Raw genomic sequence first — 14,399 nt, 5'->3', positions numbered from 1 at the left:
GTAGGACTGGCCAGAACCACCAAAGTGGCCACCCCACTTCAGCTCATCCTCTTTACGTCTGAGATCGAACCACACGCGCCACGCATCGCCTGTTCTCATCCGAATACCCCCAGCAACGACCAAGGGCCATTCTTGCTTGGATGCAATGCGGCGACGTTGACACTGCGCAATGAGAGGCAAACAGGGGAAGCGGAAAAAGTAGTACGTTAAGGACGTTGCGCAAACGATCCTTCGCGCACGAACAACGTGTTTGATCGCTCACCGGTTCTGCCAGGCGCCTGGTGAGCGTTCTCGTAGCTGCCTGATCCAACGACGAGATCGGGTCCGACCTGGCTATCCCCTGCCCTGCAGAGACTCCTACCGCGCTCAAGCCAAAGGTTGTCCGAGCTTCGGAGCATTCGCACAGGGTATTATTGGAAGGGAAGAAATATTCATCAAATTATCCAAGGGAACGAAGGAATGAAGGTTTATCTCGATGATGAGCGAAGTACACCGGAGGGTTGGACCCGTGTATATTGGCCTGACGAGGCAGTAGCACTACTTGCCGCCGGCGAGGTTGCCGAGATTAGTCTTGACCATGATCTTGGGGATGACGAGCGCGGCACCGGCTATGACGTCATTCTGTGGATCGAGGAAGCGGTCGCGTTGCGCGGTTTTAGTCCTCCAATTATCTTCGTTCATTCGGCCAACAGCTCCGCACGTGAGAAGATGGAGGCAGGAATCGCTGCGATCCGCCGGTTGGCTACCGGACACAAAGTCAGTTAACGGCCAGGTACGACGGCGGAAGCGGACGGTGCCATTGGGGCAAAACGCCATCGGTAGCTTAGGCTCACCTGATCCATGGTTTTGGGATGATGAAAAAACGATGGATCGTGTTAGAGCCCGGGGGTCCTGCCAGGCACCAGGGCTGCGATCCCGTAGCTGCCTGATCCAACGACGAGATCGGGTCTGGCCCGTGCATCTCCCCTGCCCTGCAGAGACTCCTACCGCGCTCAATCCAAAGGTTGTCCGAGCTTCGGAGCATTCGCACAGGGTATTATTGGAAGGGAAGAAATATTCATCAAATTATCCAAGGGAACGAAGGAATGAAGGTTTATCTCGATGATGAGCGAAATACGCCGGAGGGTTGGACCCGAGTATATTGGCCTGACGAGGCAGTAGCACTACTTGCCGCCGGCGAGGTTGCCGAGATTAGTCTTGACCATGATCTTGGGGATGACGAGCGCGGCACCGGCTATGACGTCATTCTGTGGATTGAGGAAGCGGTCGCGTTGCGCGGTTTTAGTCCTCCAATTATCTTCGTTCATTCGGCCAACAGCTCCGCACGTGAGAAGATGGAGGCAGGAATCGCGGCGATCCGCCGGTTGGCCACCGGACACAAAGTCAGTTAACGGCCAGGTACGACGGCGGAAGCGGACGGTGCCATTGGGGCAAAACGCTATCGGTCACTCGGACTCTCCTGATCAATGGTTCTTGAAAGGCGAAAAACTGATAAATCGTGTCAGGGGCCCGGGTGCGCTGCCATGCTCCTGGTGTTCGATCCCGTAGCTGCCTGATCCAACGACGAGATCGGGTTTTGGTCTATCTCCCCTGCCCTGCAGAGACTCCTACCACTCACTAGCAAAAGCTACTTGAGCTTCGGTGAAGTTCTCCATGCACGCTTCCGTGGCTAAACCTCAACGTCAATCCCGGGTTTCGCGGGGCGCGGCTCCATCGATTCGGGTTCTCTTTCGCATCATTTCCACTCTGCAACGAAGCATTTAAGTTAAAGTGTTGCGTTGAACGATTGAGTCCACAGCCAAGAGCGGACCTTCAGTTATGGATGTGAAAGGGAAAGATAGATGGCAGTGCAAACGAAAACTCCTCAAGAGAAAAAGTGCCTCAGCTACGAGAAAGACCGCCGCAACACGTATGGTGAAAACAGCAAGGCCTCACGCAAAGGCATCCCGCTAGCTAAAGCACGAGCGAACCGTTCAGAGCGGCATGCGCAGAATCACGTTCTCGCGACAGCAGTTGGTGTTGAGAACAGCGACGCCATGGCTGCTGTTGAAAATCTTGTCCGGAGTACGGAACCTCGAGACTGGCGTAAGTTCCCGGACACTTCCCTGGGTGAAGTCTTGGACCGGAAAGCTAACAAGTAACAGTCGTCCGCTTCGGGGCGGATGCAGCCTGTCGAGCGAGCCTAAGGAATTTTCCGTTTGACAATCTGATATGTTGAGGCGAGCGGCCGGGTTCGGCCAGAAGCAGTCATTTTCATCAGCTAGTTTTCCAAGGACATGATGTGTTATTCGAAGTCGAGAAAAAGCAGCCGAAACAAGACCCAACAGCTGCTCAAGTAAGTTCACAGATTGCGAAGTTGCGCTCATACGGCCCATCATCTTTTGCATCGTTGACCGATGAGCTTGGGAATTATCTTCAAGTGGCAGGAGGTGGCCTTACCTGCCTACTTGAAAAACGTACTGTAGTTGATGGAAAGCACTTCCGCGCGTATCTTGAGACGCCGAGCGGCATACATCCAGATGGTACTATCCTCGCCTTCAGCGGCGGCCAGGTAAGGCTTCGAGCCGACGAATGGCTATCAGCTCCGTTGGTTACTCAATATTTCACCGCGTTCTTGCACGGTAACGAGCTCCCGCACAGTATCAGGTGGCGAGAAATCACGTCTTTACTCAGCAGTTGAAGGACCACTTCGGGGCGGTAGCGGACGGTGCCGTTGAACCGCTGCCAGTAGCTCAGCCTCTCCTGATCCTTGGTTCTTGAAAGATGAAAAAACGGTGGATCCGGTTAGGAGCCTGGATGTCCTGCTAGGCACCTAGTGTGCGATCTCGTAGCTGCCTGATCGAACGACGATATCGGGTCTGGCCTATCTATCTCCCCTGCCCAGCAAAAACTCCTACCGCGCTCTAGCAAAAGCAGGCCTTCCCTAGCAATAACTGCCGGCGAAGGATGGTTTATCCGATCGGGCCAGCAGAGCGCCTGCTTGTACGCGCTATAGCGGCACAGTTGGCTACGATAACTAGCCCGTCTTCTGCTTCGTGAGCTCGGCCAGATCGGGGGCTTTGCGCGCTGGCGGTGGAATTGCGATCACGGTTGACGCGACATGGCACCTGACGGTGTCACGCCAAAACAGAAGCTTGCCATGGTCGCTTAACCGCTACTTTTAGCACGATCTAAAATGGGGGGATTACCAGCTCAACGAGTTTGCGTCATGGGAAAAGGGTTGCATTGCCAGAGTGTATAATTTTGGCTCAAGCAAACCAAAGACTCTCACTATGGCATTCATTCCGCTCAACCGGAATTTTCACCGCTGTGAATACCAATCACAATTACCTAAAAATCAGGTTACTTAAGCTGATATAACTATGGAAAATTCACTCCTCTTTACCACATTTGTGTCTCAAATATTCGGCGAGCTGTATGAGAGCTTTCCTATTGCGAAGGCTCTTCCAGAGAAAGAAATTATCGAAAGCGTCGAAAGCCGCGATGAGTTTTGGAGGGTTTCGCGGGAGCTTTCAAGTGTTACAGACCTTGTGGAAATTTTGGAAGTCTCGGGACAACTGACGCCTGAAATGAGAGTTCGAGCAAGCGAGAAACAAAAAGCTGCTACCTCCCAGCTTAAGGAATTTGAGCAAAGGCGCCGCCGCGTAGTCGATGTTTACCAGGGAACGGTAGTTTTCCTCGTTGAGGAGGGATTTATCCGAACAATGAACCAAGGGCGCTACCAGTTAACACTGAAAGGCTTTACGCATTTGAACAGGAGCTTCTCTCAAGGCAGCATTGGCGCTGGTCCAACACTGATTGATAAACTTCTGGATGCACTTCGACCGGAGCATTTCTCCGGTGCTGTCACAGCGGGAACCCTTTCTAATTTGATTTCCAAAGTGCTTGGACCGTAAAGAACAGTCTGGCGGCTAATGGGTATCGTTAAAAAATTCATCGTGCTCGTTGTCGAGGCGTTCAAGCTGTTTTTCCCTGTCAGACTGAGTTTCCTCTTCAGTAGTTGGCCGCTGAACTGCGACGACCAGCGAACTGTCGACCATTCGGACGGCATCAATTAAGGCGCGGAGATGCTTCGTGGTTTCAGCGTGTGAACCGATATAACCGGACTGCAGTAGGCCGAAGAAAGTGGACTGGCGAAGATAGTTTCCTTCCAGCGCCTGGTAGCCGATTTTTAGCTTTCCGGCCCTTCCGCTAAATTTCGAGTTTTGGAGCAGGTGTTTGAAATGACGCAGAGGAAGTAGGACGTTTCCGGTTGACTTTTCTCCATAGCGCCTCGCAAACTTGAAGTAAAAAGCATCTGAGCAGAGACGGAATTCTGAAGAGCGTTGATTTGGCGCCGCGAATTTTTCCATCGCTGCCAGTTGCTTTTGCAAGTGTTTATCTTCGCGATACACCCAGTCCTTTACTTCGTCAGCGCCATGCGGCTCAAGCATTTTGTACTGAACCATAACTGCATTTTCATGGAACGTATTTAAGTAAATTAGGTCTACGCCAAACGCTTCCTCAAGTCGACGGCGGTTAGCAGTGTAGACTTCAAGTGTTTGTCCACCTTTTCTAAATGTAGCTACCCCGGAGATGTCGCTGGACAGAAGTTCATAGCCAGGAACCACTCTCGCGTCATGTTCAATGACGGCGTCCTCCATTATTCTCAGGTTGGCCAGGACAGAATCTGACTGTTTCGAGACTCTTAACTGTGTTGCAAGTGCATCAGCTTCCAATCCGAATGCATGCAAAGCCATTTGCAACGCGTCTATCTCCTGCGCGTCGATGCTATTCTCGACTGGCTTGCGAAGCCCTAACATTACACTTCGTAACGCCCAATGATTTGCCTCGTCGCTTGCAACCGCTTGCAATATTGATTCACTTAATTTGGGTGGCAGCTTCTCGAACCGCAGCTTCTGGGAAATACGAGACTTGTAGCTATTGGCATATCGCCCTTCTACAAGAAGTCGAAGCAGTGCGGTTTCGGACGCCGGCTGAACTTTCGTGCTCCTGACGAATTTCAGACGGGTCGCTAGCGTCGCAACAGCCGAACAGGACTGAAGTAATGCCAGGCGCGCAAACGGTCTCGTCCTGCGGCCTTCTCGAGGAGGAGCCGGCTCACGCCCGAATATCAAGCAAGCACATGGCGCGCGCACTGAGTCGAGTAGACTGTGTGGGAGAACATAGGTGAACTCGTTGAGACCATTACGAGAGGCTGATAGTGCGTCAACCTCATCTTCTGTTAACCGCAGTATTGCCAATGGTCCAGGGCTCAGGAAGTTGCTTAGCAAATGCTCTTTTTTGTTCGAAGTTTTGGTCACGATGGATTTGCTTCGCTTGATTGAATGGTTGGCCACCGAAAGTGCTCGCGCGCGGCAGGCCACAGTTCACCAGTTTTTTGCTCAGGGAACGCTAGAGATTACGGTTTTACTGAGATTGTTAAGTGGATGATTTCGCTTCGACAGCTTGATGCGTACGTCGTCCCAGTTGAGAAAAATCGCGACCTTATCCACCTGATTTGATTTGACTGAAGAATATGCCGTAAGTCCGAGAGACGATGTGGCAGAAAAGTCCTCATAACGTTTTATTGCGTCTTCGAACGCAACTCGAGCTGCGCTTGTATTCGGTCCAATGCTGGCACGAGCGAAGTCATGGATGGTACTAAGTGCGCTGACGTAGCTGCGCATCGCCTGCATGAAGTCGACTTTGTCCGGGCACTCCTCCAGGACAGAGTCTTTGAATTTAGGGTCGAGTTCTAGGAGTCGCTTATGAGTCGATGCACTTAGTGAGTAAACTCGCCTTTCCCTCGCGCGAGGCGGTTGCCAGTTTCCGCCGAACGAAAGTCCATGTATAGCGGAGCCCGAGTGCTGCACGTGGTTTCGCAATGCCTCCATGAAGCGGTACTCGAACGCAGCGTCGTATGCTTCGCAGAGGTGCTTTTTTATCGCAATGCTATCACCGCCGCATGCTCTGATGCGCTGGCGAATTTGGTCCACAAACAATCTTGCGGTACATAAGAAGTTGACTGCCCGCCGGTTCATCTCTGAGGTCAGCTCGAACATTTCGTCATACTCATAAAGCTGCCTTGCCATTGTCGCAGTGGTGAGGGATAAGGCGGAGTTCTCGATTTCGATGTAGTTGCCCACCAATAAATCAAAGTTCTCTTCAAAAGAGAATGCTGCGTTTAGCACTTTACGCGCGTCAAGAAGACTTAGATACTCCGCTTCTGAAATCTCCATGGGAGGAGGCGCTGCAAGCAATGCTGGCTGAAGGTAAAAGTCCATAGGTTTCGAATTCTCTCAACTTTCAATAATCCTTTTGTTCGCTCGTTTGGAGCCCAATCAAATGCTGCTCACCTGAATATGCAAGGGTACCAGAAGACATCCAGTCGAACAGTAAGTCAAGCATAGATTGTTCGTACTTCCCGCAAAGACCCACGACAGCTTCGCCGATTCGTCGCACACTCGGATAGGCTGTACTGCTAGACTCCTGGTGCGCGATCTCGTAGCTGTCCGATCCAACGACGAGATCCGGTCGACGTGCCGATCCCCCCTATCCTGCAGCGGCTACTCCTGCGCGCAGGCAAAAGCTATTTTAGCTTTAGCGGGTTCCTGCACCGGCTCAAGCTGGCCTCGGCGATCAGGATCATCAACTGCTGACTGACAACGGTTCCAATTCACCGACCGCTTCACACCAAAAGACGGGAAGGCCAGTGGCCTGCACGCCTTCAATAAAGTCTGCGCCGGCATGAGCATCTAACACCGCCCTGCACCGCCCCGGCATCCGCAAACGAATGGCATGGTCGAACGATTCAACGGCCGTAACAGCGAGCTCTTGCAGCAGACCCGACTCGACAGCCGGGTCGATCTGGAGACGACCATGCTCAACTATTTAAAGCTTTACAACCACCACATTCCACAACGGGCACCATCGCTGCAAAAACACCCATCTAGGCGCTCAAGGAATGGCAAAAAACGAAGCCGGACCTATTCTTGAGGCGCGTTTATGGTCAAGCGGGAGCGGACAACTAGAGCTGGCTATGCTCCTGCTTCACCATCACTCTGCCGATTGTTTGCCCATATGCACAGTCTTATGCCTGCCTGCAAGAATAATTCATATGCTTTGTTTGGTAGATCAAGGGCTATTTCACTCATAATTGAATAGCTTATTTTCTAAACAACAATTAAACTTAACCTCGAGATGTCGTATCTCTTTGAAGTATGGTATTTTTGATAAACTAGTAAAAATATTAACCACCCCTATCCTTACGACACCAACGCTCATGGTTATCTTTCCTGATTGGGCTCCTTCATCTCTTATCGAGCAACTAGAGCGCACAAGAACCTATCACGAAAGGCACTCGATTAGCGATCCGGATCAGATTGTTTCCGACACCTTACGAAGAGAAGAATTTTCTGGGCTCACAGAGCAGGCTATCGAAGATTTCAGAGCGAGCGTATACCGCAGCTCACTTTTTCTACCAGGCGACGAGGAACTACAGCTTTTAGAGCGGGTTCTAACTGATCTGCGTATGAAGGTAGTTTGGAATATTCTGCAGCGTAGGGAAAAAGCAGAGTCAGATTACAGATGTTTTTGGTCAGCGTGTTCCGGTGCTATTGTTGGCTGGCGTGGAGAGCCTAAACATAGTGCAAAAGAACGTCGCGCGCACTTCCAAAAAATCTTCGAGCATGCTGCTGAATTACAAAGTCTTCTCGGAAAGTCTAAAGAATTTCACTACTATTCGATAAACGGTTTAATCAAAGACGCTAACGTCGAGTGGCTACTAGATGTGCTTGGAGCAGAGACATCGATCGACGAAAAAAATGACATCTCCTACGCTCATTTCTGTCTTGCCGAAGTAGTTCCTCCCGTCCACCTTCTACTCCAAGACATTGCAGAGAAAGCGCAAGAGTACGCGGAGCATCGACCATTAGTGCTAAAGCCTCGATCCGAAAATGCGCCAGCGCACTATTTTGTTAGAGCACTCTCTGAATACTTACGCAGCCGCTACGGACAACCCTTGCATGAGGTTGTAGCGGTTACTGTATCAGTCATATTTGACGACATCGACATCGACATTGATCTTGTACGCAAACTTGTCGCTCAGAAATAGAAAAAACACCCGGAAGATTATCTCTCAAAACGGATTTTTCCCTCCTTTTAATTTTCCGACGGTGGCGCGCAAAATGGCTCTACTTAAGGAGAGCACCATGACAACATCACTTATCCGAATCATTGCTACAATTTCCAATCTCGTCAAAACATTTGAGGTAAATCGTTTTGGTGCGGTTACACTACTGTTTTTAGCATTCTTCGGCGTAACGTCGTTTGCTCTGTACGTCGCATTAACGCTTCGCACATAGTTGTTGAATGAATATATTAGTAAATCGCCACGAATTCACTAGATGTTTAGTTTCGTGCGATCATATTCCTCGTCGCAGCATGGCCCTGTTCCGCGCCAGAGCTGTGTTTGACGAGTTGATCGGCGTTTTGCCACAGAGATCGTGTCACCGGTTGCAGCACATCGCATAAACTTCAGCCCATGAGCTCACGCACTAATCCCCAAGCCTGCCCTTCCCCCGAACATCCGCCAGGAAATTAAGGAGTCGGGACTATCCGACCACGAGGCTGCCACGGATGCCGACAAGGCATATGCTTAGCGTGCCCATGGTGCCTAGATGCGCAGCCGTAGCATCGCTCCACGCTTAGCCCGCTAATGCATCAGGTCACGCGAACGTCTGGGTAAATGGCGCTGGGTGGTCGAACGTACACTGGGCTGGCTGCACTGATTCCGCCGATTACGCTTCCGCTACGAACGCCGAACCGATATCCACCAGGCGTTTCTCTCGCTTGCCTGCATACTCATCTGCTGGAGATACATTCAGCGGTTTTGTTAGGTGTTGTTAGATGCATCAAAGTCAAAACCAGCCAGGTCGCGATGAAAAGGGAACTTGGCGGCATTCATCTGGTGGCTCACCGAGCTCATGGCGCGATAGGTATGTTTGGTCCGCAGCAGGTGTTCGACCAGCCACTTCGACGAGGCAACCATGCTTTCGCCCTTTGCCGCCAAATCGGTCTAGGCACTGGCCATGCTATGCACACGCAGGTCCTTGAGTTCGGCATTGATGCCACACATAGTCGGCGCCACGACGTTGTAGTGCGCTTTGCGCAGGCCCTCGTAGCGGCTGGCATTTGCCAGCCGCGCCTCCTCCAGTTTAAGACTAGGTAGCCATCGTCTGCATGCGATTTCCTCGGTGCAGAGCGCGATGACACCTGAGTTTGCCTGGCCTCTCATTGCGTCGCCAAGTGCGATGCCTCCCCCATTAACCGTTGGGGCGGACTGCCAGCTAGCTAGACCTGTCCGCTGGCATGGTGCATCCCTGATGTCCGCTAAACTTCCAACAAACTGCGCCGCTCCAGCGCCATATCGAACACGTCTGTCTTGCCGCCCCGTCCGAGCGAAGCGCTGATTTTTAAGATCTTCTCCGCCCGACTGCAACCGAGGTAAATATTCGAGATGAACCGGCGCCGGACGCCAATTGAGGAACTTGGAGGCGCAGCTGCTGCATCGGCATGGATCAGAAAAACCGTGTCAAATTGGAGCCCTGCAACGTATTCTGGCATGCTGAAAATAAAGCGCTTTCCCGCATGCTGGAGCCCCGTTGCTGGTTCCCGGCTAGTGATGGCGAGCACCTTGCCTTCGTAACGCACAGCGGAAATTTGCGTATAGAGATCGAATATAGCCTCACTCGAGCACAAGACAGCGACCCTACGCCCTCCTCCTTGAATGGTACGCGCACAGCGCGATGCCTCATCAAAAACGGTCTCGAACAAGGACCTGTCATCGTTAAAGACATGCAACTCAGGAAGCGGCCCAGCGCCAAGCTTGGCCATCCCTGCGTACGCTTCCCACTCACCCGGGATATCGATTGCGGGGAACGCCGCATCCAAGTCGGTCAAAAACTCCGTGATTTGCGGCGTGTAGCGGAACACTGTGTTCAATTCAATCAATTCGGAGTTCCTCAAGCCGGTGGTCGCGGCAAAAATTTGGCTACCAGTCTCTTCGGTTTGTGTAAAGGAATCACGAGGGCTTTGCTTAAGGTCGTAGGCCATAAAAATAGGGGGACGCTTGACCAACCCTCGACCATCGAGGCCACGCTTGATGAGCCGATGCAATGTCTGCCTCTCTGTGGCGGTGAACAAATGCAACTCGTCGACGAACAAGGCATCATACCCGCTACGGTCGCGCACGCGGTCCCACCGATTCGAATCCAGATAGGTATTAAAATCGGCGACCATTTGATCGACACTCAAGGTATTCATATCACTGAGACTGGCGCGATAGCGACGATGTATTTCGAGCACAAATCGCCGGTCGATTTCTGTGTCAAGCGACATCAACCATGCCGCGCGCTTGAATGTAGCTTTTGCATAACGCTCGCCCCGTTCCTCACCGATGCGGATGTTTTCCGCATCAAGTACGCTGGAAAACTCATTCATGAGTTCGCTAACCAGAGTGGTATTGTCATCGAGGTCTTCCTCAATGCTGTCCCAACGTGTTTTCAACGAGGGCGAAAGATCTGAGAATCGTGCCTGCAGGATAGCGGAGCGTGACATCTCGATCAAGGCGCTGCGAATGAGCTCCGCCTGAAGCAGGCGCCCCTCTCTTCCATCGAGCGACAAAGGCTGAAGATTATCGAGCTCGAAGTGCAAATGCTCGTATGCCAAGTCGTACAAGGTTCGAATTTCGATCTTACAAAACTCGCCGCGGCCCGTCAGCAGTCCAAGTATATCGAGCCCCTCCCCCATGGACGCCACGAAATCAGCCGATGCTGAGCTATGCGTGATAAAGCAAAGATTGACTGGCTGATGGCAGGCTTCGAACCTAGCGCCGTCGCGCAGTATTTTAATGAGCAATGACAGTGTTTTCCCGGTGCCTGCTACGCCGCGCAGGCGCACAGGGCCATCGTGAGGCTTGTCCACGAAAGATTGCTGGTTAACCGTCAGTCTGCTGCTATACCACTGCTCCAGGGTAGCTCCTTGTACATAGCCTTTGGCGCTACGCTCCTCTAGGACGATTCCCGACCGCGCAGAACCTGGACTGGCCGTTGCGGGCGCCAGGATCGCATCCACGAAACTGGCGCGTGCTAGGCTATGCAATGAAGCAAGGTCCGGCAGCTCTGAAAAATTCACCGCTTCGTCACTGAACGCAAAGGCAAACAAGTCGCCCAGATTATTTGGGCGAAAATCGAAACTGACACGGCTGCCCCTCCCTTTGATCCGCGTGGCCGCATTAATCGACAGTAGACTGTTTTCCCGGAATGGCCTCCAAGTCGGGGGAATCTTCACACTATTAGTAAACGCCGAGCGCGCGACGGTGATGATTCGCTCTAGCAGGAGAGTATTGTCTCGCCCTTCGCAAAAAATGGCGTTGGGCGCGCCTAAGTTGATAACTACAATTGGAACCTCATCGCTTTCCAAGACGTTTTCAATGATGTAGACGATGTCGTCGACAACAATGCGCTTTAAACCCGCATCGAGCACTGGCAAATCGAAACTGGAAAACCATTCTTTTGGAATCGAGAACCGTGAGAATATGAACAAAGAGGACACACTAAACACCAAAGCTTTCATACGCAACCTTTCGATAAATCATGTGCGATCGCGTCGAGCGCCAGACCATTCAAGCTCAAAAACTCGTTGGGCAGGCCAATGCGCGAATATTGCAGCGCAAACATTTGCGCAACCTTGAACTGGAATAAGTCCGTCAATTTGGCAATTCTGACTGCCGACATCCCTTGCCCATCCGTTCTGGCACGCTGTTCGGATGCTAAAGCGAAACACCGCTGCGCATCGATGGTGTAAATCCTACGCATGCGCACTACAAAACCAAGCTCCTGTTCACCCACCACCTCGCTGAGAAAGAAATGGTCTTCTCCCATCGCCGTCTTAGCTGAATTAAGCTGCTTGAGCGCGTATCCTGTCGGCTGCCTATCCCAAGAGCAGAACACGTGAAATGCTTTTAACGACCTCGCCACTGGACTGCGGCAGTGCGCAAGCTGCAAAAGCTTCTCGCGCAGGACAGTTTCGTCGCGGGGCTTTAATCGGTACTGCGCGACGAGCTTGTCTGACACTTCGCTCGCACCGCTCTGATCAAGCCAGGTGAGCAACTCTTTCCTATTGTTGCTATCCGCACTATCAAGTTCGCACAGATTGAGGATCGAGTTAAGCAAGTTATTCTCAAACTGAAGCACAAAGTTGTGCAGCCAAAAATGCTCCAAGTACTCCTCGAACGAATATAACGGGAGATAAGCAATGACACCGTCTAACTTGTCGTTTTCCAGGTCGCAATCGGCATTGATGACAATTCCCCTGCTATAAGTCCTGCTGGACTCAAGCCCCTCGAATCTCAGGATATCTCCCTGACGGAACTTCCCAGCTGCTTCTGATCTCTGAGTCTCTTGCATATGTTTATCTCATTGTCATGGAGTTTCTCCCAAAGCCGTCGGCTCGCTCCAATGTAGTGGCCACCACGCGTCGCAACATCGTGGCACGCGAGAAAAGGGACAGAAGAGTTCGTGTGAGTCCTGCACGCGAGTAGATTAGTATGCTCAATACGCGCGACGCCACTATTGCGGGGAAGATAAAAATCTTACCCCAGAACAAGTAGCCAGCCAGCACACTATACACGGGGAAGTATTTTTTTAACAAGAACTTTTAGAACATATTAAGCGTTCGGCAGCTTGTTGTGGAACAGCCGCGAGTATGTATAGTAAAACCACTGGCCACCTGTCACCTAATGAACGCGCGGGAGGCTATCCATCGCGCTGGTTGGCCGCCCCGCTCAACAAACGCAGTGTCGGCTTCTGCATGCACGTCGAAAAGGCCGGCAACGCCGGCTTCGCGTGAGTGCGCGACTTCCTGCGATCAGACGATGACGAACGGATCGTCACGCTAGCCGCCGCCGACTACGAATCCCCGGCGACGGCGCCAACGTTGCCCCTAGTGAGTCATGTCGCCAGCACCGGCAGGGTGCGCGCACTGATGACCAATCTACTCTACCCAGCGGTGTTTCCGGCCTGCCTACGAGTTCGGCACCCTGTACCACCAGCGCTGGCGCATTGAAGAGGTCTACCCGTCGCTCAGCTGTCTCGGTAATCGTCTGGGAACTCGATCCCGTGCAGGAACCACAAGCTTTTGGCTTTACTGTCGTTTGGGGCTTGGTTGAAGATCAAGGCGTGACATTCTTCGTCGGCCTTGTCGGTCAACTCAGCCAGTAAGGCGACGTTGCGGCGCTGCTGGTCTGAAAGGTCCGCACTCCAAGCTTCCAGTTGCTCGATGCTGCACTTTTCCATATAACTGAAGTGTTTTCCCAGAATTCCGCATAGGACGTCCGACACTTGGATAGCCGGCTCATCCCTCGAATTGGCAAAACTGTATGCGACGGTTTGGTCGCCGACGACAATCCGCTCCTTTTCCAAGCTCATGCGGATCTGAGGTTCCTCGTCGAACACGTGCACGGCGCTCGTGAACGTCGCCAGCCGATGGAGAAATACCGTGTCGAAGCTGTCCACCAGAATATTCGAATCGTTGCCGACCAAAAAATCGAGTGTGGTATCGCAGGCGGCATCCTTTAGCAAATCACATAGCATCATCGTCGCTGTGTTCCTGAACAGGAACCCGTTGCGAAACAAAAAGGCGCGAACGGCATTCACGAACTCTTCTATACGGTCGATAGCTACATTGGGGTAGTTGAAGGTCTTGAGCAGACGGAAGTAGCCAAGTGGGTCGAGCCGAATGAGCGCATGTAATTCGTTTTTCAGTAGATCGTGCGCGTATCCGAGATGCCGAAAGCGCTCTGAGACAATAAGCGAGTCAATCAAGTCGACGATGGACCAGTTCAAGATGCTAAAGTTGGAGTAATGGATGTATACCGGTGCCTTGAGAAGCCAAGTCAGGAATTGCTCAACCTTTCTCGAATCAAGACAAGCTGCGTAATCCCCTTGCACGAGGTGTTTAAGCTTCATTTCCGGCGCCGACACCTGAATCCGCAGCAGTCCCCGGAGCGCCGCAATATCAGGAAGCACGGCCCCCGGCTCCAATGCAATGCCGCCCAAGACAAAACAGTCCAGAGCGTCGTGATTCAGCCCGCAGTCCGTGAGCGTCAAACGACGGATGTTGTTGGTCTCGTCGTAATACAACGTGTACCGCTTGTGGATGTTCTGCATGAAATCGAGCTCAGTAGTTCTTAGGAAACTTACGTCAATGGCGGATTCTTCGTGTTTCTCGTTGTTCATTGCGTATTGTTTAGCAGGCGCTAGGTGTTTAGATTCGTGGGATCATGTACCTATGCGTAGTTGGCCACTCTTCAAGGCCAGGCAGGTTTTGCGTACACTGTTCCAATCTGATCTTTCACT

At 52.0% G+C, this 14,399-nt stretch carries 13 protein-coding genes and 2 pseudogenes; 9 read left to right on the top strand and 6 right to left on the bottom strand.

Going from position 1 to position 14,399, the window contains the following annotated elements; genetic code table 11:
- The 6 genes from BXA07_RS31170 to BXA07_RS29005 form a co-directional block, all read left to right on the top strand.
- The coding region (locus tag BXA07_RS31170) for a hypothetical protein (RefSeq protein ID WP_212592395.1) at positions 1-210 on the top strand (210 nt) is incomplete at its 5' end.
- Positions 211-459: 249 nt separating this feature from the next.
- Positions 460-765 (top strand): cyclic-phosphate processing receiver domain-containing protein, encoded by a 306-nt coding sequence (locus BXA07_RS29020; RefSeq protein WP_076573160.1) that lies wholly within the window; start codon positions 460-462, stop codon positions 763-765.
- A gap of 320 nt (positions 766-1,085) precedes the next feature.
- Positions 1,086-1,391: a cyclic-phosphate processing receiver domain-containing protein gene (locus tag BXA07_RS29015; protein WP_076573159.1), complete on the top strand. Its 306-nt coding sequence runs from the start codon at positions 1,086-1,088 to the stop codon at positions 1,389-1,391.
- Positions 1,392-1,841: 450 nt separating this feature from the next.
- Positions 1,842-2,141: a hypothetical protein gene (locus BXA07_RS30675; protein ID WP_139335855.1), complete on the top strand. Its 300-nt coding sequence runs from the start codon at positions 1,842-1,844 to the stop codon at positions 2,139-2,141.
- A gap of 140 nt (positions 2,142-2,281) precedes the next feature.
- The gene (locus tag BXA07_RS29010) at positions 2,282-2,680 is read left to right on the top strand and encodes a hypothetical protein (RefSeq protein WP_076573158.1); all 399 of its coding nucleotides are present in this window, start codon (positions 2,282-2,284) and stop codon (positions 2,678-2,680) included.
- Positions 2,681-3,362: 682 nt separating this feature from the next.
- A complete protein-coding gene (locus BXA07_RS29005) occupies positions 3,363-3,896 on the top strand; it encodes a hypothetical protein (protein ID WP_076573157.1) in 534 nt (177 codons plus the stop codon).
- A 15-nt stretch (positions 3,897-3,911) separates the two neighbouring features.
- Here the strand turns inward: BXA07_RS29005 and BXA07_RS30670 are convergent, their stop codons facing one another.
- Both BXA07_RS30670 and BXA07_RS28995 read right to left on the bottom strand, forming a co-directional pair.
- Positions 3,912-5,303: a hypothetical protein gene (locus BXA07_RS30670; RefSeq protein WP_139335854.1), complete on the bottom strand. Its 1,392-nt coding sequence runs from the start codon at positions 5,301-5,303 to the stop codon at positions 3,912-3,914.
- Positions 5,304-5,384: 81 nt separating this feature from the next.
- Positions 5,385-6,266, bottom strand: coding sequence for a hypothetical protein (locus BXA07_RS28995; RefSeq protein WP_076573155.1), 882 nt, complete (start codon positions 6,264-6,266; stop codon positions 5,385-5,387).
- Between the two features lie 514 nt (positions 6,267-6,780).
- Between BXA07_RS28995 and BXA07_RS31525 the strand changes: the two genes are divergently transcribed.
- From BXA07_RS31525 to BXA07_RS30660, 3 genes and pseudogenes are all read left to right on the top strand, one after another.
- Entirely contained in the window at positions 6,781-6,978 is a 198-nt protein-coding gene (locus BXA07_RS31525) for a hypothetical protein (protein WP_244556448.1), read from the top strand.
- A gap of 286 nt (positions 6,979-7,264) precedes the next feature.
- Positions 7,265-8,095: a hypothetical protein gene (locus tag BXA07_RS30665; protein WP_139335853.1), complete on the top strand. Its 831-nt coding sequence runs from the start codon at positions 7,265-7,267 to the stop codon at positions 8,093-8,095.
- A 625-nt stretch (positions 8,096-8,720) separates the two neighbouring features.
- A pseudogene (locus BXA07_RS30660) lies at positions 8,721-8,879 on the top strand (transposase); the annotation flags it as partial.
- 5 nt (positions 8,880-8,884) lie between these two features.
- Here the strand turns inward: BXA07_RS30660 and BXA07_RS31520 are convergent.
- The 4 genes and pseudogenes from BXA07_RS31520 to BXA07_RS28970 all read right to left on the bottom strand — a co-directional run.
- Positions 8,885-9,118 (bottom strand): annotated as a pseudogene (locus tag BXA07_RS31520) (ATP-binding protein); the annotation flags it as partial.
- A gap of 254 nt (positions 9,119-9,372) precedes the next feature.
- Positions 9,373-11,616, bottom strand: a complete 2,244-nt coding sequence (locus tag BXA07_RS28980; protein ID WP_139335852.1) for a UvrD-helicase domain-containing protein — start codon at positions 11,614-11,616, stop codon at positions 9,373-9,375.
- Positions 11,613-12,449 (bottom strand): hypothetical protein, encoded by an 837-nt coding sequence (locus BXA07_RS28975; RefSeq protein ID WP_076573152.1) that lies wholly within the window; start codon positions 12,447-12,449, stop codon positions 11,613-11,615. The genes BXA07_RS28980 and BXA07_RS28975 overlap by 4 nt, the downstream gene beginning before the upstream one ends.
- A 675-nt stretch (positions 12,450-13,124) precedes the next feature.
- Complete coding sequence (locus BXA07_RS28970; protein WP_076573151.1) at positions 13,125-14,279, bottom strand: DUF3800 domain-containing protein; 1,155 nt, start codon at positions 14,277-14,279, stop codon at positions 13,125-13,127.
- Positions 14,280-14,399 lie beyond the last annotated feature (120 nt).

The organism is Janthinobacterium sp. TND4EL3 (genome assembly GCF_900156175.1).
GTDB lineage: Bacteria > Pseudomonadota > Gammaproteobacteria > Burkholderiales > Burkholderiaceae_D > Janthinobacterium.
Note: the sequence above shows the minus strand (reverse complement) of the source record. Positions and strands in the feature narration are given on the sequence as shown.